Source organism: Streptococcus oralis (assembly GCF_001578705.1).
Classification (GTDB): Bacteria; Bacillota; Bacilli; order Lactobacillales; family Streptococcaceae; genus Streptococcus; species Streptococcus oralis_J.
On the sequence record NZ_KQ969038.1, the window covers coordinates 323,609 to 342,802 of the forward strand.

17 protein-coding genes are annotated in these 19,194 nt (G+C 40.4%); 12 read left to right on the forward strand and 5 right to left on the reverse strand.

Features of this window, described 5'->3' with window-relative positions:
- Nucleotides 1–4: 4 nt before the first annotated feature.
- Both sdaAA and SORDD05_RS07540 read left to right on the forward strand, forming a co-directional pair.
- The gene (sdaAA, locus tag SORDD05_RS07535; protein ID WP_061418558.1) at nucleotides 5–877 is read left to right on the forward strand and encodes an L-serine ammonia-lyase, iron-sulfur-dependent, subunit alpha; all 873 of its coding nucleotides are present in this window, start codon (nucleotides 5–7) and stop codon (nucleotides 875–877) included.
- A 27-nt stretch (nucleotides 878–904) separates the two neighbouring features.
- Entirely contained in the window at nucleotides 905–1,534 is a 630-nt protein-coding gene (locus SORDD05_RS07540; protein WP_061418561.1) for an HAD-IA family hydrolase, read from the forward strand.
- A 95-nt stretch (nucleotides 1,535–1,629) separates the two neighbouring features.
- Here SORDD05_RS07540 and SORDD05_RS07545 read toward each other — a convergent pair whose 3' ends face one another.
- Together SORDD05_RS07545 and SORDD05_RS07550 are read right to left on the reverse strand one after the other, a co-directional pair.
- Complete coding sequence (locus tag SORDD05_RS07545) at nucleotides 1,630–3,480, reverse strand: nucleoside-diphosphate sugar epimerase/dehydratase (RefSeq protein ID WP_061418564.1); 1,851 nt, start codon at nucleotides 3,478–3,480, stop codon at nucleotides 1,630–1,632.
- A gap of 81 nt (nucleotides 3,481–3,561) precedes the next feature.
- Nucleotides 3,562–4,392 carry a glycosyltransferase gene (locus tag SORDD05_RS07550; protein WP_061418568.1) on the reverse strand — a complete coding sequence of 277 codons (831 nt, stop codon included), beginning with the start codon at nucleotides 4,390–4,392 and terminating at the stop codon, nucleotides 3,562–3,564.
- Between the two features lie 222 nt (nucleotides 4,393–4,614).
- On the opposite strand from SORDD05_RS07550, the gene SORDD05_RS07555 reads away from it, so the two are divergent.
- The 6 genes from SORDD05_RS07555 to SORDD05_RS07580 all read left to right on the forward strand — a co-directional run bounded on the left by SORDD05_RS07555 (nucleotide 4,615) and on the right by SORDD05_RS07580 (nucleotide 11,948).
- Nucleotides 4,615–5,781 (forward strand): CynX/NimT family MFS transporter, encoded by a 1,167-nt coding sequence (locus tag SORDD05_RS07555; RefSeq protein ID WP_061418571.1) that lies wholly within the window; start codon nucleotides 4,615–4,617, stop codon nucleotides 5,779–5,781.
- A gap of 203 nt (nucleotides 5,782–5,984) precedes the next feature.
- Nucleotides 5,985–8,945 (forward strand): outer membrane protein assembly factor BamD, encoded by a 2,961-nt coding sequence (locus SORDD05_RS10280; RefSeq protein WP_231077328.1) that lies wholly within the window; start codon nucleotides 5,985–5,987, stop codon nucleotides 8,943–8,945.
- Nucleotides 8,946–9,101: 156 nt separating this feature from the next.
- Nucleotides 9,102–9,428: a PadR family transcriptional regulator gene (locus SORDD05_RS07565; RefSeq protein WP_000273860.1), complete on the forward strand. Its 327-nt coding sequence runs from the start codon at nucleotides 9,102–9,104 to the stop codon at nucleotides 9,426–9,428.
- Nucleotides 9,415–10,008 carry a DUF1700 domain-containing protein gene (locus SORDD05_RS07570; RefSeq protein WP_061418573.1) on the forward strand — a complete coding sequence of 198 codons (594 nt, stop codon included), beginning with the start codon at nucleotides 9,415–9,417 and terminating at the stop codon, nucleotides 10,006–10,008. The genes SORDD05_RS07565 and SORDD05_RS07570 overlap by 14 nt, the downstream gene beginning before the upstream one ends.
- Nucleotides 10,001–10,930 (forward strand): DUF4097 family beta strand repeat-containing protein, encoded by a 930-nt coding sequence (locus SORDD05_RS07575; protein WP_061418576.1) that lies wholly within the window; start codon nucleotides 10,001–10,003, stop codon nucleotides 10,928–10,930. The genes SORDD05_RS07570 and SORDD05_RS07575 overlap by 8 nt, the downstream gene beginning before the upstream one ends.
- Nucleotides 10,931–10,991: 61 nt before the next feature.
- On the forward strand, nucleotides 10,992–11,948 hold the full coding sequence (locus SORDD05_RS07580) for a DUF6574 domain-containing protein (protein WP_061418579.1): 957 nt from the start codon (nucleotides 10,992–10,994) through the stop codon (nucleotides 11,946–11,948).
- Between the two features lie 62 nt (nucleotides 11,949–12,010).
- Here SORDD05_RS07580 and SORDD05_RS07585 read toward each other — a convergent pair whose 3' ends face one another.
- The 3 genes from SORDD05_RS07585 to SORDD05_RS07595 form a co-directional block, all read right to left on the reverse strand.
- Nucleotides 12,011–12,871 carry a DUF4299 family protein gene (locus tag SORDD05_RS07585; RefSeq protein ID WP_061418582.1) on the reverse strand — a complete coding sequence of 287 codons (861 nt, stop codon included), beginning with the start codon at nucleotides 12,869–12,871 and terminating at the stop codon, nucleotides 12,011–12,013.
- Nucleotides 12,872–12,991: 120 nt separating this feature from the next.
- A complete protein-coding gene (locus SORDD05_RS07590; RefSeq protein WP_001030025.1) occupies nucleotides 12,992–13,978 on the reverse strand; it encodes an oxygen-dependent tRNA uridine(34) hydroxylase TrhO in 987 nt (328 codons plus the stop codon).
- Between the two features lie 173 nt (nucleotides 13,979–14,151).
- Nucleotides 14,152–15,345 (reverse strand): L-lactate MFS transporter, encoded by a 1,194-nt coding sequence (locus tag SORDD05_RS07595; protein ID WP_061418585.1) that lies wholly within the window; start codon nucleotides 15,343–15,345, stop codon nucleotides 14,152–14,154.
- A gap of 579 nt (nucleotides 15,346–15,924) precedes the next feature.
- Between SORDD05_RS07595 and SORDD05_RS07600 the strand changes: the two genes are divergently transcribed.
- The 4 genes from SORDD05_RS07600 (at nucleotide 15,925) to SORDD05_RS07615 (ending at nucleotide 19,194) form a co-directional block, all read left to right on the forward strand.
- Nucleotides 15,925–16,317: a hypothetical protein gene (locus SORDD05_RS07600; RefSeq protein ID WP_061418588.1), complete on the forward strand. Its 393-nt coding sequence runs from the start codon at nucleotides 15,925–15,927 to the stop codon at nucleotides 16,315–16,317.
- Between the two features lie 146 nt (nucleotides 16,318–16,463).
- The gene (locus SORDD05_RS07605) at nucleotides 16,464–17,540 is read left to right on the forward strand and encodes a hypothetical protein (RefSeq protein WP_061418591.1); all 1,077 of its coding nucleotides are present in this window, start codon (nucleotides 16,464–16,466) and stop codon (nucleotides 17,538–17,540) included.
- Nucleotides 17,541–18,362 (forward strand): hypothetical protein, encoded by an 822-nt coding sequence (locus tag SORDD05_RS07610; RefSeq protein ID WP_061418595.1) that lies wholly within the window; start codon nucleotides 17,541–17,543, stop codon nucleotides 18,360–18,362.
- A gap of 4 nt (nucleotides 18,363–18,366) precedes the next feature.
- Nucleotides 18,367–19,194: a hypothetical protein gene (locus SORDD05_RS07615; protein ID WP_000402861.1), complete on the forward strand. Its 828-nt coding sequence runs from the start codon at nucleotides 18,367–18,369 to the stop codon at nucleotides 19,192–19,194.

Sequence of the window (19,194 nt, forward strand, 5' to 3'; positions counted from 1 at the left end):
AAACATGTTTTATTCTATCAAAGAATTGGTCGAGCAGGCAGATCTAGACTTCCAAGGAAATGTCGCAGAACTCATGATTGCGACAGAATATCAATTAACCGGTCGAGAGCGCCCAGAAGTTCTCCTCCTCATGGAACGCAATCTAGAAGTCATGAAAGCCTCTGTCGAGCTCGGTCTCAGTGAAAATAAATCCCGTAGTGGCCTAACGGGTGGAGACGCAGCCAAACTAGACCGCCATCTCAAAAGTGGCAAGGCCTTGTCTGACTTTACCATCCTATCAGCAGCCCGTAATGCCATCGCGGTCAATGAACACAATGCGAAAATGGGCTTGGTCTGCGCTACTCCAACCGCAGGAAGTGCTGGCTGTCTGCCAGCTGTTCTCACCGCTGCTATCCAAAAATTAGACCTTAGCCACGAAAAACAGCTAGATTTCCTCTTTGCTGCAGGTGCCTTTGGACTAGTCATCGCAAACAACGCCTCTATCTCAGGTGCTGAAGGTGGCTGTCAAGCCGAAGTCGGCTCTGCCTCTGCAATGAGTGCTGCAGCCTTGACCTTGGCTGCAGGTGGAACCCCCTATCAGGCCAGTCAAGCCATTGCCTTTGTCATTAAAAATATGCTGGGCCTCATCTGCGACCCCGTCGCTGGTTTGGTTGAAGTTCCCTGTGTCAAACGAAATGCCATGGGAGCTAGCTTTGCCTTTATCGCGGCTGATATGGCCTTGGCAGGTATCGAGTCTAAGATCCCTGTTGACGAAGTCATCGATGCCATGTACCAAGTCGGATCGAGCCTCCCAACTGCCTTTCGTGAAACGGCCGAGGGGGGACTCGCAGCCACCCCGACTGGTCGTCGCCTACAAAAAGAAATCTTCGGAGAATAAGCTTATCTATATCTATTAGGAGAAACTATGTCCTCTATCTCAGCAATCTTTTTTGATCTAGACGGAACTTTGGTTGACAGTTCCCTCGGGATCCACAATGCTTTTACCCATACCTTTAAAGAGCTAGGAGTTCCAAGCCCTGATGCCAAAACCATTCGTGGTTTTATGGGACCGCCACTTGAAAGTAGTTTTGCAACGTGTCTTCCCAAGGAGCAAATCTCGGAAGCTGTGCAGATCTATCGTTCTTACTACAAGAAAAAAGGGATCCACGAAGCCCAACTCTTCCCCCGAATAACGGAATTGCTTCAAGAACTTTCACAAAACTACCCTCTCTATATCACCACAACAAAGAATACCCCTACTGCTCATGATATGACTAAAAATCTGGGAATCCATCATTTCTTTGATGGCATTTACGGTTCTAGTCCTGAAACGCCACACAAGGCAGATGTCATCCGTTTTGCCTTGCAAACGCATCAACTCCCTACAGACCAAGTCCTCATCATCGGAGATACTAAGTTTGATATGATCGGAGCCCAAGAAACTGGCATTAAAAAGTTTGCTGTTACTTGGGGATTTGGAGAAGAGGCTGATTTGCTCAGCTATCAACCTGACTGGATTGCCCGTACCATTGATGATATCATTAAGCAACTATAAATAATACAACAATTTGAAATTACAGAGTAAAAAGGCCAAGGTCCTGTACAAACAGAACCTTGGCCTTTTATTTATAATTAATTTGTTAGACACTCTTACTCAGCATGGGTTGTTTCATTTGCAAAGGAAATGATGGCTTCTTTGAGCTCATCTCCACTGAGTGAACGGAACTCTTCAATCTTTTGATCAATAGCTTCTAGAGGCATGACGTTTACCTTACCAACGAAAATCTTGTCCATGACTTGATTATCAACCAATTCGGTCGAAACCAAGAGTTCTTCATAGAGTTTTTCACCCGGACGAATACCGACTTCAACGATTGGAATTTCACTTTCCGTGTGCCCACTTAGAAGAACCATTTTCTTAGCCAAGTCATAGATCTTAACCGGTTTGCCCATATCGAGGATAAAGACTTCTCCGTCCTTGGCATAAGCGCCAGCATGGATTACTAGACGGCTAGCCTCTGGAATGGTCATGAAGTAACGTGTCATACGGAAGTCTGTCACCGTTACAGGGCCACCTTCAGCAATCTGACGTTCAAAGACAGGAATCACACTACCACGGCTCCCGAGAACGTTCCCAAAACGAACTGCACAGTAGGTTGATTTGCTACGTTGGTTAAAGCCAGTAACAATCAACTCCGCCACGCGCTTAGTCGCCCCCATAACATTCGGTGGATTGACCGCCTTGTCTGTCGAAATCATAACCATCTTAGGTACTTTGGCTACATCAACAGCCTTGGCAACATTGTAGGTTCCGAGGATATTGTTCTTGAAGGCTTCTTTTGGATTGCGCTCCATCATCGGAACGTGTTTGTGGGCTGCAGCATGGTAGACGATGGCTGGTTTGTACTGTTCAAACACTTGTAAAAGACGATCATAATCCTGAATATCTGCAATAACAGGAACATAATCAATTCCTTGGAATGTACGGATCAATTCATGATAAACGAGGTAGATGGAGTTTTCACCATGTCCAAGCAAGACGATGCGCTCTGGATTGAAGCGGCTGACCTGACGACAAATCTCCGAACCAATCGAACCACCTGCTCCTGTCACCAAGATAGTCTTACCTGTAAGCTCTGCACCAAGACGCGATTCGTCAAGACGAATTTCTTGACGGCCCAAAAGGTCTGTGATATCAATCTTCTGGAAACCACTACCTGGTTGATGAAGTCCCTGAACAACGGTCTCAACCTTGGGCATCTTATAACATTTGATACCTAGTTTATTACACATCTGCAAGATGCGTTCGTACTCTGATGGGTCAAGCGAAGGGATGGCTACGATGACACGCTCGATTTGGTGACGTTTAGCCAAGTCAGGCAGATTGTCATAAGAACCCAAAACTGGGATTCCACCAAGCTTTTGCCCCTTTTTCTTTTCATCATTATCCAAAACTCCCACTAGCTCAAGGTCGCTAGTCGGATGTTGGTAGCTGTTCATAAAGAGGGCACCACCATCACCAGCACCGATCAAGAAGGTACGACGATGCTCTCCATCTCCACTACCTTGCTTGCGCTTAGAATAAATCAGCTGCCAAGTGATTCGAGGGAGCAAGATCAGGAAGGTACTCAATAAGATAAAGAGTATGATGAACCGGATAGAAAATAGAGGAAGAAAGGCGTAGCAAAGTCCGTAAGAGACAATGCTGCTGACGGTTACGCCAAAAAAGATTTTTAAGAAATCTGTGATTTTACTATAGCGACTAATACTCGCATTGAGCCCCCAAAATCCAATCATGATTTGATAGAAGAGGAAAGCCAAACCAGTATAGATAACATAGTCCACAGGCGCAGGATTTATAAGGCCATAAAACAAGATATAAGATACGATGATGGAAACCACCATACTAATAATATCAAATACACCCCAGAACACCTGTTTTTGCTGTTTATTTAAAATTTCAACCAGATCAATCACATAATCTGTTAGTTTTTTATTCATAGGAATTTACTCTTTCTTAAAAGAATGCAAATAAATATACTGTCATTATAACATCTTTTGGCTATTTTATCTTTTACAAGCCTATTTATTTTTTCTTAGTAATTTTACAAAAATAAACTGACGTACAAAACCTGGACAAAGTGCCACAACCGCCTGAATGGCAATGCTTTTCGCATATTCCATGTAGGAAATTTGCCCTCTTTCAAACATGCGCTGACGAGCCTGGCGATAGAGTTTAAGGTAACGCAAGCCACCTCGACGCTCAAACATCCCTGCACCGACACGAACTTTACACAAGATTTGATCCAGGTTTCCAGTCTTGGCACCTGCGGCAATCATATTGAGCCAGAGAAGATCATCTTCCATATAAAGCCCATCTTCGTAGTTGCCCGCCTTGAGGACCATGTCCTTTTTAAACATGACTGTCATATGGTTAAAGGCGCTTCTCATTCTCTGATAAACCACAATGTCCGCATGTTGAGTCGGAACACGACGATAAGACACAATCTCGTCAGGATTGTCAATGAACTCTGCGATATGCCCACCTAAGAGATCGAGATTTTCCTGCTCCATTAGTTGAATCTGTTTCTCAAAACGATCCGGAACGGTTAAATCATCTGTATCCATGCGAGCGATGATATCGTACTGACACTGTAAAACACCGTATCGAAGGGCCAAACCTAAACCTTGATTTTCTTCTAAGGGGCAACGCTTAACTGGAATCTCTGACTGAGCTTCCACTTCATCTATCACCTGATAGAGTTCTGGTGTAAGAGGCCCATCCTCTACGAGAACAATCTCACTTGGTTTCAAGGTCTGGTTTTGAACACTTTTGATGGCATCTCTCAAAAATGTCGGATTTTCCTTTACATAGACCGACATCAAGACGCTGATTTTTTGCTTTTCAGACACAGTTTTTCTCCAATTTATAGATTTCCTTCCACTATTTTATCACAAAATTTCCTAGTTTCCTATTTTTATATCAAATCAAGAAAAATTCTAGTAAAGAGATCCGTCTCCTTTCACTCTATTTTCAGTTAAATCGTTCTAGCTTTCTTAGCAGTCCTCTCCTTGACATTATAAGAAAAAAAACTTAAAATAAGCTGTTATTAAAATCATCTTATCGAGGTTTTCATGAAAAAACAATCACTCTTTTTTGTTCTAGGAATTGTCTTAATCGGAACTGTTTTACGCTCTCCTTTTACTGCTCTTCCAACTATTTTAGGAGACATTGCTCAGGGGCTAGGAGTCGAGGTCAGCTCTCTCGGGATTTTAACCAGTCTCCCTCTCTTGATGTTTGCTCTTTTCTCTGCTTTTGCGAGTCGCTTGGCGCAAAAGATTGGACTAGAGCATCTCTTTACTTACTGTCTCCTTCTCTTAACTATTGGCTCTGTCATTCGTATCTTTAATCTTCCCCTTCTCTATCTAGGGACCTTGATTGTCGGAGCGAGCATTGCTATTTTCAATGTTCTTCTCCCTAGTATGATTCAGGCAAATCAGCCTCAAAAAATCAGTCTCCTAACGACACTCTATGTCACTGCTATGGGGATTTCCACAGCTATTGCCTCCTATCTATCAGTCCCTATCACCCAAGCTAGTTCTTGGAAAGGCTTGATCCTCGTTCTCAGCTTTCTCTGCTTGGTCACTCTGCTAGTCTGGTTGCCAAATCATCGCCACAACCACTATCTAGAAGGCCAGCAAGAAAAGAAATCGAAAGAAAATATTCTAAAAAGCAAATCTGTCTGGGCCATCATTGTCTTTGGTGGCCTTCAGTCCTTACTCTTTTATACAAGTATGACCTGGTTGCCAACTATGGCTATTAGTGCTGGTCTTTCTAATAGCGATGCGGCTCTTCTGGCTTCTATCTTCTCGCTGATCAGCATTCCTTTTTCCATGACCATCCCAAGTCTGACGACTCGTTTGTCAGACGGCCACCGTCGAATCATGCTAACCATTATCTCTATCGCTGGTATGATAGGAATTGCCATGCTCTTGTATCCAAGCAACAACTTCCTCTACTGGCTAGTCGCCCACCTCTTGATTGGGACTGCATGTAGCGCCCTCTTCCCTTATCTCATGGTTTGCTTCTCGCTTAAGACCAGCTCGCCTGAAAAGACTGCGCAACTCTCAGGTCTGGCGCAAACAGGGGGCTACATCTTAGCGGCCTTTGGTCCTACCTTGTTTGGTTATAGTTTTGATCTTTTCCAATCTTGGACCCCAGCTGTCCTTGCCCTTCTAGCCATTGATATCATCATGACTATCTCACTCTTTATGGTGGATCGCGCGGATAAGATCCTTTAATTATTCTAAAATACTTCTCAGATATAAATAATGCAAAGCCAGACAGAATCTGGTTTTTTTGGTGCTTATACCAACAAAAAGCGCCCTCCATCTGTTAGCAGAAAGATAGTATTTTTGATATAATAAGATGTATAGAAACTAATTGTCATGCGAAAAATAAATTGGTTTATAAAATAGCTACTATTTTAAGTGAGGTGCACAGGATGGATGAACAGAAATACAATTTGGATCAAAGTTTAGCAGAGTTAAATAACCTTGTTGACTTATTGGCAGGACAGACTGATGAAGCATCTTGTAAAGCTATAGTAGAGAAAGCGGAATCTATTTATGAAAAATACGCCAGCTCAGTAGAGATTACGTTAGTATATGCTAAAGTTTTGGTCAATTTATCAGCTAAGCAACCGACTGTGGAGGACTGTGAGGCTACTGCAGAGAAAGTACATGTCTTGTATGAACTCTTTTCAGACTCGGCAGACATCGCATTCCTGTACGCTATAATTTTGATCAATTTATCAACCAAGCAATCGGTTATGGAGGATTTAGAGACTACAATAGAGAAAGTATATATCCTGCATAAGCACTTCCCAGACTCGGCAAATATCGCAGAAATGTATGCTAGGATTTTGTATGATTTATCACTCAAGCAACCGGCTATGGAGGATATAGGGGCTACTGTAGAAAAAGTATGTATCCTGCATAAGCGCTTTCCAGACTCGGCAAACATTGCAGAAAGATATGCTGTAATTTTGTACAATTTATCACTCAAGCAACCATCTGTGGAGGATATAGAGGCTACTGTAGAGAAACTGAAAACCATCCATGAGCACTTCCCAGAATTAGAAAACATTGCATTTGGTTATGCTACCCTTTTATTCAATTTATCAATTAAGCAACCAGTGGAAGCGGCTTTAGCACCTACTGCAGAGAAATTACACATTCTACATGAGCGCTTTCCAGATTCGTCAGGCATCGCATTACCGTATGCTAAGGTGTTGTTCAATCTGTCAATTAGACAAACAGAGGTTGCAGAAAGGGAGAATATTGCTAAAGAATTACGTATCCTGCATGAGCGCTTTTTAGATTCGCCTGATATTGCAGAAGCATATGCTAAGATTTTGTTTAATTTATCAATCGAGCAGACTGAGTTGAAGGAACTGGCAGTTACTGTTGAGAAATTACAGGCCTTGCAAGAACACTTTCCAGATTCAGCTGATATAGCAGAAGCGTTTGCTATGATTTTGGTTAATTTGTCAATCGAGCAGACTGAGTTGAAGGAACTGGCAGTTACTGTTGAGAAATTACAGGCCTTGCAAGAACACTTTCCAGATTCAGCTGATATAGCAGAAGCATTTGCTAGGATTTTGGTTAATTTATCAATCAAGCAGACTGAGTTGAAGGAACTGGCAGTTACTGTTGAGAAATTACAGGCCTTGCAAGAACACTTTCCAGATTCAGCTGATATAGCAGAACCATTTGCTAGGATTTTGGTTAATTTATCAACCAAGCAGACAGAGGTTGCGGAAAGGAAGAATACTACTAAGAAATTGCTTGCCTTGCAAGAACGCTTTCCAGATTCACCTGACATAGGACTCCAGTATGCTAAGATTTTGTACAATTTATTAATTGAGCAAACAGGGGTTGCGGAACGACAGATTGCTGAAAAAAAAATGCATATCCTGCATGAGTGTTTCCCAGATTCACCTGATATCACAGAGATGTATGCTATGAGTTTGCTTAATTTGTCAACTGAGCAAACAGAGGTTGCAGAACTAGAGGCTACTGCTGAGAAACTGAAAATAATGTTGAAGAACTTCAAAAATCCTAAAGAAACCGCTCTCGCATATGCTGGGATCTTAGCGAGCTTATATGATCATCAAACGAAGGTAGGTGAACGTCTTCAAACAACAGAAACAATCAAAAAACTTTATGAACAATTCTCTAAAGTTATGTTACAAAGTTTTGATGATCTATTTTTTCATAATGATAATATTTGTGATAGTAAAGAATATAAGCTATTCAATTTTATCTTAAAAGAAGGTCTTTTAAAGAATACTAAATATGCTATTTTACAAACATGGGCAGAGCATTATAAAGAAGACTCGGATGAACTAAAGAATCTGCTGTCGATTTATCAATATGTTCAAAAAATTAAGTATCAACTGGGATTGAAAGACGAAGATAAAAAGAAAAATATAAAGTTTGGTCATTACACTAAAGGAAGCGTACTTCAAATTTTGTTGGATCAGGATCAGAGGGAGGAATCAAGCTTTTCTATAGTTGGAAAAACTCGTTTGAATAATGCGAATTATATGAATGATCCTGAAGAAGGTATCATCATAGAAAAGATCTTAGGCTTAGATAGACGAGATGCTTTGGAGCCAAGCTCATGGTTTTTAATGAGCTTTACGATTAAAACAGATGATTTAGCTATGTGGTCCCAGTATGGTGATGATGCCAAAGGTGTTTGTCTTGTACTTCGGGAGGATGACTTTTCTAGATTTTCATCTTTCAATGATGTTTCTTGGCGTCGAGAAAAAGTCTCTTTAGAATTTTCTGATAAGATGTATTTAATGAAATCTGAATTAAATATTGGTTTTAAAAAATCTGCCTTTCGGAGTGAGAGTGAGAATTCCGTCGATACTGTTAATGATGAAGGAACTGAACCGAATTCTGAAGAAAAAGATAGTGTTTCAAAAGGAAATGTGGATTATCTCTACCGAATAGCCTATGTCAATGACTCAGGTGGTAAGTTTAGCATAGAAAAAACAGAGCTCTTTAACGAGTATGAAATCAAAAAATTAGAAGAATTCTTGGAAGCTTTAAAGGAAAAAATAGATAAGGATTTGAACAAAGGAGATGATTTTTATCAAAAAGCGATTTCTGACTGTATAGAGGAAATTCGTTACTTGTTTAAATCTGTAGATTACAAATATGAGGACGAGTTGCGTATCTTGCGCTATGCTAATCTAGACCCAAGTAATAAGGAAATCAAAATTGACAAAACCTCTGGGATAGGCAAACTTTATGTAGAACGTGAAAATTCAATTCAAATCGATGAAGTCATTTTTGGTCCTAAGTTTCCAAATCCTGAATACGTTACCCCTTTATTGAAACTTTTGGATAAGGAAATTAACTATAAGAAATCTACGATAAAATTTAGATAAAGGCTAACAACAACCTCTAAACTTCTAGTTTTTACTAGGAGTTTTTTTATATATAAAATTTTTACACATATTTCTTGACAGGGCTTTCAACTTGAGATACAATATATTTGAAAAGAGTATATATAAAATTTTTATATAATTTAAAGGAGGTTTCCCATGTACTTCCCAACATCCTCTGCCTTGATCGAGTTTCTCATCTTGGCTGTACTGGAGCAGGGAGATTCTTATGGTTATGAGATTAGCCAAACCATTAAGCTCATCGCCAATATCAAAGAATCTACGCTCTATCCCATTCTCAAAAAATTGGAAGCCAGTGGCTTTCTGACCACCTACTCTAGAGAGTTTCAGGGGCGTATGCGCAAATACTACTCCTTGACCAATCGGGGTGTAGAGCAGCTCGTTACTCTAAAGGAAGAGTGGACGCTCTATACCGACACCGTCAACGGCATCATAGAAGGGAGTATCCGCCATGACAAGAACTGACTATCTGACTCAGTTAGAAACCTATCTCCATAAACTACCTGAAGCTGACCGCATCGAAGCCATGAACTACTTTAAGGAACTATTTGACGATGCAGGTCCAGAGGGCGAAGAGGAGCTCATTGCTAGTCTAGGAACACCAAAAGAAGCGGCTCATGATGTCCTCTCTAACCTCCTCGACAAAAAAGTTAATGAGGCACCAGCTCAAAAGAATGACCGTCAACTGCTACACATTGCTCTACTTGCCTTACTAGCAGCCCCTATCGGAATTCCTGTTGGAATTGCAATTATTTTAACCATTATCGGGCTTTTTATCGCGGCGGCCGCTGTCATTCTAGCCTTCTTTACCGTCTCTGTGACGGGTATCCTACTGGGCGGACTCTTTATCGTAGAGAGTTTTAGTGTCCTAGTCGAAGCCAAATCCGCCTTTATCTTGATTTTTGGTGCTGGTTTGCTTGCTATCGGTGCTTCTTCTCTTGTTCTACTAGGCATCTCCTATGTAGCTCGTTTCTTTGGCCTCCTGATTGTCCGCTTGGTGCAATGGATTCTTAAAAAAGGAAAGAGAGGTGACAGACATGCGTAAATTGACGAAAGGATTTCTCATCTTTGGTGTGGTTTCCACAATCCTCGGTTTTATCATGATCATTGTAGGCACCCAGTCCAATGGTATTCAAAGTTTGCTTGCCATGTCAAAAGACCCCGTCTATGACAATCGTATCGAAGAAGTGACCTTTGGAAGTGAAGTGGAAAAACTTGATCTGGCCCTTGAAGAACACAGCCTAACCATCACAGAGTCTGTAGATGACAAGATCCACATCACCTATCATCCTTCGGTGTCTGGCCGTCACGATCTGACCACTGGCATGAGTGACAAAACACTGAGCGTCACTGACAAACAAGCCTCCCAACATCGTTTTCTCGGTTCAGGAATCGAAGGCCTACTTCGTATCGCTAGCAACTATTCTAATCGTTTTGACGAAGTCGTTCTCTCCCTACCCAAAGGAAGAAAGCTGCAAGCTATCACCGTCTCAGCCAATCGTGGACAAACTAATATTCGTCAAGCCAACCTTGAAAATGCAACCATCAAAACAAAAGGCTATCTCTTAAGACTAACAGAAAGTTCTATCAAGAACAGCACATTAACGGCACCTCATATCATCAATATCTTTGATGCCGAATTGACAGATAGTCAGGTCAAGACGGAGGGAGCACACATCTATGCTGAAAATATCCAAGTTCACGGCAAGGTCGAGCTAGAGGCTTATTCAACTCTACAACTCATTCTCTCCCAGAAAGAGACCGACCGTATCAATCTAGAAATTTCTTCTCAGCATGGTGGTATCTATCGTCAACCCAAAGAAGAACATCGTGGACAAAAAGAGAATGTACTTGCCAACCCTTATAAAACGGAAAAAGCAGATATCAAGGACCTACTCATTGCAAAAGCCAACCAAGATATCTACCTACCAAAAGAAGAGTACTCTTCTCCATCTAGAAACCATTGACAAAAACGCTTTCATCTGCTAATCTAAAAATAGAAAACGATCATAAAAAGGAGGTTCCACCATGACACAAGAATGGTTTGAAAGCGCCGATCTTGAGAAGAAATCAGCTCAGACGAAATCGGAAATACAGCCCGACCAACCAGAGACTCCAGAAACTGTGGAGACCGAACCACAAGTAAGCGAAGAAACATCTGTCTCACCTAAAGAGTCGGAAACGCATGAGGAGGAAACTCCCGAAACGATAGAAGAAATCCAAACCGAGGAAGAGGGAGAAGGGAAAGAGGAACGCAACCAAGAAAACTCTGTAAAAGAGAAAAGCATCCTCAGCAAAGCTTTAGAGAGCCCCTATATCCCAGACATTGACCCCCGTAAAACTGCCCGATTAAAAGAAGAAATCGCACTATTTTGGTCTTGGCTACTGGATGCTATCCAAGAACCAACTGCCAGCAAGACTACGGATCAAAAACATCGTTATAGTGTCTTTGCCCTACTCACCTTGCTGTCGTCAATCAACCTTTTCTTTAGTATCTATCATATCAAGCGCCTCTACTATGGCTATATGATTTCTATTGCTAATAGTTCTCCTAACCAGCTCCCACCTTTGGATCTCTTTGCTGGGCTTTCGATTCTGGTCGCTAGCGCTCTATTTTACTTTTCCATCATTTTGGGAGGCTTTACTGTCCGACGTGTGCTGGACCAGGAGAGCGACTTTACATTCCAAGAAGCCTTCGATCGGTACAGCAGACTCTTTGCTATCCCACTTGTCCTAACAGCTCTAGCAAGTTTCTTTGCACTCTTTGGTGGCTTACGATTTGCTGGCATCCTCACTCTTCTAAGCATGGCCATCTTTGCCCTTGGCAATCTCTTTGTGATTAGCAAGCCTAATAATACTAGTAGCCTTGACCCATTTTATCGTTTCCTGCTAGCCGTCTTACTTGATGGCGCCATTCTCTTACCCTTCTTCATTGCAGAGCTTGCGCTGACAGTGGACTACCTTCGCATCCTGACCTTCTTTTAACCAAAATCCCTGCCATTTATTAATGACAGGGATTTTTATGTTTACTCTTTTTTGAACTGTGTCTACTTGATGGTTGCCAATCCTTCAAAGTCTTGTCCTAGGATGGGTTGTACTTCTAATTGATTGGCATCTAATTGCTGGTAAAATGCTTTTGGTAATGACTCTAGGAATTTTTCATAATCCAAGCGAGCGATGGCTTCATAGTCTTCTGCTTTTGAGCCATCACCAGAAATCTTCACTAGGTCAATCTCCCAAACAAGCTCCTTGCCTGCCAGCTGCTCGGTATAAGGCACTGGTACAACGGGTTCCTTTGACAAAATCGTTTTGACTCCCTGGGCTAGGTGGTAGATACCGTGCACCCTACCTTGGGCGTCTGGGTAAAATTTCACACCGGCAAGGTAGGCATCAGAGCCTTGAACTTTCTTGACCAGCTCTTCAAAACGTACCAATCCATCCTCTGCTAAAAAGCTCTCGAGGTATTCCTTGTTGAGATAGATAGGGGACAAGAGTCCTTGGCAATATACTAAACGAACCGCCTTATCCGCTAAATATTGCTTAACCGTTTCTCGGAAATAAGCTTCAAAGTCAAAGTCTTCTAGCCCTTCTACCGCTTCCCCTAATTTGCCAGATAGGGCCTGGAGGAGAGTCTCCACAATCTCCCAGTCCACTCTAGTAAGGAAATCTGGAATCACCACTTGATAACCTTTTCGACTATCCGCATAGTTGACCTTGAAGAGGAATTGCGACTGGCCTACAATCCCACACTCCATGTATTCGAGACGATTGAGGGGCTGTCGGAGATAGACGGCATCATAACTATGCGACTCCAAACCATCTACCAAGGCTAAGATGGACTTGGCAGTCAAGACCTCCTGTTGTCCTAGAATGCTTTCTTTATTTGGGATAAAAAATGTTTTCGCCATAACTGGCCTCCTTTGAAATCGTTTACATACAGTATACCCTATTTTCCTGAAAGATACAGAAACAAATTTTAGATTTTTAGATAAAAAGCATAGAAAAACAGCCCCTGAAGGCTGTTTACTTTATACTGTAGCGACTTGATCCAAGCTTTCACCGATAGCTGCTAGGCGCTCAACAACTTCAGCTTGTGTCAATTCATTTTCTGAAACATAGCGGTTGCGTGGGTGAACACGACACTCGTGTGAGCATCCACGAAGGTACTTATCTTCATTTTCTTCTGATGTTAAGATACGACGGTTACAGAAGGGATTCCCACAGTTGACATAGCGTTCACATGGTGTTCCATCAAACCAGTCTTTTCCTACGATGGTTGGGTTGACATGGTTAACATCTACGGCAATACGCTCGTCAAAGACGTACATTTTCCCATCCCAAAGCTCACCTTGGACTTCTGGGTCTTTACCGTAGGTTGCGATTCCTCCGTGCAATTGGCCAACATCTTTGTAACCTTCACGGACCATCCAGCCTGAGAATTTCTCACAGCGAACGCCACCTGTACAGTAAACCACAACACGCTTGTCCATGAATTTTTCCTTGTTGTCACGAACCCATTGTGGCAACTCACGGAAGTTGCGGATGTCTGGGCGGATAGCCCCACGGAAATGTCCTAGGTCGTACTCATAATCGTTACGCGTGTCAAGGACAACGGTATCTTCGTCAAGAAGGGCTTCTTTGAACTCTTTTGGAGACAAGTAAGCACCTGTTGTTTCAAGCGGGTTGATGTCGTTGTCAAAGTCGTTGTCTTCCAACCCAAGGTGGACAATTTCTTTCTTGTAGCGAACAAACATCTTCTTGAAGGCTTGTTCACTTTCTTCGTCAATCTTGAACCAGAGGTCTTCCATGCCTGGGAGACTGTGAACGTAGTCCATGTATTTTTGAGTTGTTTCGTAGTCACCTGAAACGGTTCCGTTGATTCCCTCGTCAGCGACTAGGATACGACCTTTAAGGCCGATTGATTTACAGAAAGCCAAGTGATCTGCCGCAAATTGCTCTGCATTTTCAATTGGGGTATAGAGGTAGTAAAGTAAGACACGAATATCTTTTGCCATAAGATTTGTTCTCTTTTCTATTCTTAAATTTTCAGAATTTTTCATTCAACTATTCTAGTATACCCACTTGAGAAAACGAATGCAATTTATTTGACCGGAAATTAAAAAGGAGCTAATCCCAACGAATGTCTACTCCAATTTAAAAAATCCTTGGATAATCCAAGGATTCATTTTTAAATTTTTTTAGCTTTAGCCATATAGAAGAGTTGGAGCAGAATACCAATGATAGCCATACCGATAACGATAAAGAAGGCCATTGTATAATCTCCTTGGTTTGCCTGTGCAAGACGTGCCCCTAACTGAGGACCAGCAATAGCAGCTACTCCATAAGCAGTAAACATCCATCCATAGTTTGTCCCTACGTAGGTCACTCCCCAGTTTTCAGCAGTAATTCCTGGGAAGGAACCGAGGAAGCCACCAAATGACAAGGCAACCATCATGATTCCAAGGATGGCCAAGATGCTTCCAGGACCTTTGAATAAGGCTGTGAGCAACAAGCCAGTAGCGACCGCTCCAAACATGGCAATAACGGTAGGATAGCGACCAATCTTATCAGATACCGTACCCCAGAAGATACGACCAAATGTATTTGCAATGGATACCAGCATAACAAAGAGGGTCGCTTCTCCAACAAGTTGATATTGGTCTGAGATTGCTGCTGCAGTTCCGATAATCATCATTCCGCCTGTAGCACCAAGAACATAAATCAACCATAGAAGCCAGTAATTTCCATCACGGAGCATTTCTTTATAAGTTTTTCCTTCTGGTTGAGCATTCCCCGCTGCTGGAGCAACAGTAGGAGCTTTGGCCATAACTAGGGAAGATGTACAGATCACTAGTAAAAGGACAATACCTAATACCTTAAAGGTAGAGTAAATCCCCATAGAAGCAATCAAAGATTTTGCAACCGGACCAATAATTAGTGGACCCAAGCCAAACCCTGCCGCTGTCAATCCACCAGCTAGGCCTTTTTTGTCAGGGAACCACTTTGTCGCAACGGACGTAGATGCCCCATAGGCAGAGCCGATACCAAGTCCTAGGATGACACCGTACGTTAGATAAAGCACAGGTAGTGAGTTCGCAAAACCAGTCGCAAACATCCCTGTACCAAAGAGAATACCACCTAGAAAGACAAACTTTTTAGGTCCAACCGAATCTACTTTGGGACCGAAAAGAATCATTCCAACAGGTACCATAGCAAAAGAAATACTAAAGGCTAAGGAAGTCTGAGCTTGAACCCATCCTTGACTAGCATTGGTTTCTAGGAGTGCCTTCTGAAAGACCGACCAGGCGTATCCTGCACCTAGAGAGAGATTCGTTAAAATGGCCGCAGCCAAAATTAACCATCGATTGGGTGTTTTTTTCATATGAATAACCTCATGTAATATTTCTTGTTCCCAAAAGGGATAGCAAACAACTTTTTATCGGATTTTCACTTGCTGTGTTTCACTTGAATCTTTCATAAGTTACAAAATATGAACAAACTGAAATCAGACATAAATGAAACATTTAAGAAGGAATCCTGTTCACTTCTTAAATCAAAATCCAGTTAAATTTCACAATGTTAAGCGCTTTCATCGTACTCTTATTATAAGCTAGTTCATTCTAAAAATCTACTTAATTAAACTAATAGAGGTATTAGTCCAATTAATCGATATCTATATTTTATACTGGTATTTCACAAAGTTTTTAACAAGATTTTTTTACTTTTAGCTACTCTAATAAAAAAACCACTACCTCCCCCGGGAGTCCCAGAGGAGGTAGTGATAACATTTTTTAGGAATGAATACACGAAATCAGTTTGTCTTATGATTTTTTGCTTTTCAAAAATTCGTCGTATTGTTTTTTAATTCAGTAAAAATTTATTTTATGAGTTGACACTCTAAAAATGAAATAGTATAATATATATGAAATCAGTTTCAATAAAGTATAAAGGAGGTATTGTGATGAAAAATTTGAAAAAATGCATCGTATTAGGACTGGGAGTCACCTGCTTACTCCCCTTAGCTAGTCAGACTGTTTCTGCTGAGATGGTGTATTTCAATCTTCATGTTACACGCGAAGACTATTCCGTTAGTAGCCGAAAAACTGAAAAAACAGACGGCTCCCCTGCTGTTGCTAATATCACAGGTGGTCTTGGCTGGGGAAAAAAGGTCAGAATTCGCGCTTGGACTGCTGCTGAGGATGAACCTGCAACTGAGATGAAAATAGCTGATTCAAATGGTCGTTATAATCTTCACTATAACTACGGTTATGGAACAATTGGACGCTATTATTATCTCAACGCCTCTAAATATGGTTGGTTCGATTCGAATATTACAGGACGTTTTGACCCTTAATTCGTCTCAAAACAAAAGTAGCAAACATTGGGTTATTCGCTAGTTTATCATTTGAGCGCTCACTAGCCTAACGCCCCCTTCTAAGAGTGGAGGCATTATCTTTAAAGTATCATGCCTCCGCTCCTTTTTAAAAGGAGCTTTTTACTATGAAAAAATACCTATTATTTCTACTTATTCTTCCCTTTATCTTTTTAACAGCTTGTCAATATAACAAAAAGCAAACAACTGAGATAAATAAGGAAAATCTTCCCATAAAAGAAGGTTATAAAGAGATAACAGAGCAAATCTATCTCGCAGACCAGATAGATACCTCCTATGAAGAAGAATTACCTTTTTGGAACTCAAAAAAAGGAGACAAAGAAACATTGGTAACAGCTATCCAAAATTTTATGGGAAGTGATAGTGAAATTAGTGAAATTATTGCCGATAAGAATCCTTTAACCAGACTCCAAAAAGGAAAGACGAGAGCAGATATTACAGTCAATAAAACTGGGTCATGGATTCGATTAACATCTGACCAAACATCAGATTTATCACATATTTTCCACAACCTACGATTAGATGCTATTGAAAATAATCTAAATCTAACCGACTTTAAAGAAGAACTTCCATTTTCAAAAGAAGACAGTGTTAACAAAGTTAAACAATTTCTAAATACCCTCCAATTAGGATTTGACGATTATGATTATCTCATCTACGCTATCTCAAAAGAAACACTCCTTGAGTATCTCCCGACCTACGAAAGAAATGCCAAAGAATTAAAAGGAACAAAGATAGCTAAAGACAATCTGACAGATATGTACTATATTACTGTTTTTCCAAAACTTTCTAGTAAAAGAGTTATTGATGGCGAAACTCAGCTAGGTTCATCTGGAGAAATTAATTTTGTTCATGGTCCTGACCTAAACTTTATCATCACCCAAACAGGGATTCAAGGAATTGACTTAGCTGGTGTTATCTTACCAACTCAAAAAACAGATAAAATGGCTACTCTTTCTGTCCAAAAAGGATTAGATGTTTTAAAAGAAAAATACGAAAATTTGATTTTGGACAGTCCAATTTATATTGAGTCATTTACAATCGAGTATATACCTATTCCCAATCAAGAAAAAGAACTCTATGGAGGAAATCTCTATCGTCCCTTCCTAATCTTTAAAATCAAAGAAAAAGATCGTATAGATAAAGTAGTTATCGATCCCGCAAACTGGAAAGAGGTAAGTTAAATGAAAATACTTCTCCCCTTTAAATATACGCTAAAAGATTGGAGGATTTGGATTGGATTACTCTTTTCCTTAGTAGTTGCATTGATGATGTCCTATACAGATCTAACAATAAAATTAGACGGAGGAAATTCACTAGCAGTCCTTGATTATTTCATGCTCTCTTTCTCTAGAAATCTGGCAATGTCATTATATATTTTAACAGCAGCTTCCACTGTAGTAACAGATTTTTCACAAGACTACCATCAAAATAGACTCCCTTTTTTACTTAGTCGTATGTCTCTGCGACAATACGCTTCTTCCTTCGTAAAACGGTTAATTTTCCGTTCTTATTTTGTAGGACTGACCTTAGGATTCTGTTTTTTAATTCTCCTCTCATTTTATTTTCCCCTCACTAATTCTCACTACTTATCTACTTTTAGCAATCAGTGGTTGTTAAATCAAGGATTTATATTCCTTTTCTACTTCCTTCTCATTAGTCTAATTGGACTCTATTTTGCATTCTTTACTCTATTAGGTGGAGTCCTCTCCGTTTTTTACCCTAATATATTAATGGTCTATCTTCTTCCAAGCATGACCTGGTTTGTCCTCACAAAATTCGGTTTAGAGAGAGCGCTCCCTTTTTTTACCCTGCCACATATCGTCTTAACGACAGATGATTATTTACGAGAAGGGCTAGCATATTTCCAAGTAGGTGACGAAAACTTTCGAAATATTTTTTCGTTACTTTATCCTTATATTTTCTTAACTCTATGGGCACTTTTGGCAATAGAGATCATTCGACTAGCTCTTAAAAAACATTGGCATTTTTATGATAAGGAGTAATCTTATGGAGATTATACGTGTAGTAACTATTCTCTTAAAACAACAATTCACCTTTAAACGATTGTTGCCTATCTTAATTTTCTTTCACCTCTATACTTTGATTTTAATGCTACCTTTTTCTAATTTAGCTAATCACTTCAAAGAAACTTATCCTGTCAGCATTGTAACCGTTCTCTTCACGAGTCAATGGTTCACTGCGATTGCTATTTTATCTGTCATACTACTATTTAGCAACCTTCCTTTAAAAGATACTTTCCAGTTTTGGTTAATCTTAAAGATCGGACAGAAAAAGTGGATGGTCTGCCAGTTTATTTATCTGATTATCGCGAGCTTAATCGCTTCGATTTACCAAATCATCAGCATTTTAATCACTTTTCTCCCTACACTACACTTTTCAAATCATTGGGGACGTCTCCTACCTTCCCTAGCTCAAGGGCGTATTTCATTTCCAGAAGGCGTTGATAGCATGACACATTTACGCTCAATTATACTACAATATTATTCTCCTTATAGAGCTTTTTTTCAAATATTCTTATTGTTGTTCCTTATATTCATATTGATTGGAGGAGTGATTTTCGTTTTCAATAGTCATTATTCTAATTTAGGAAATACCTTAGCCTGTGGATTAGTTATTGTAGAATTATTTATTACAGAAGCTTCACGTTTCTGGATTAAATTTTTATCTCCTTTAACTTGGCTAGACTTTCATTATATTAAATACGAAGCCCATTCTGGTTTACTATCCCTACCAGAAATAATTACTCGTATCCTACTTTTATACCTTTTGCTCACCATAATCCTAGTGGTGATGAAAAAAATAAGGAGGCAATAG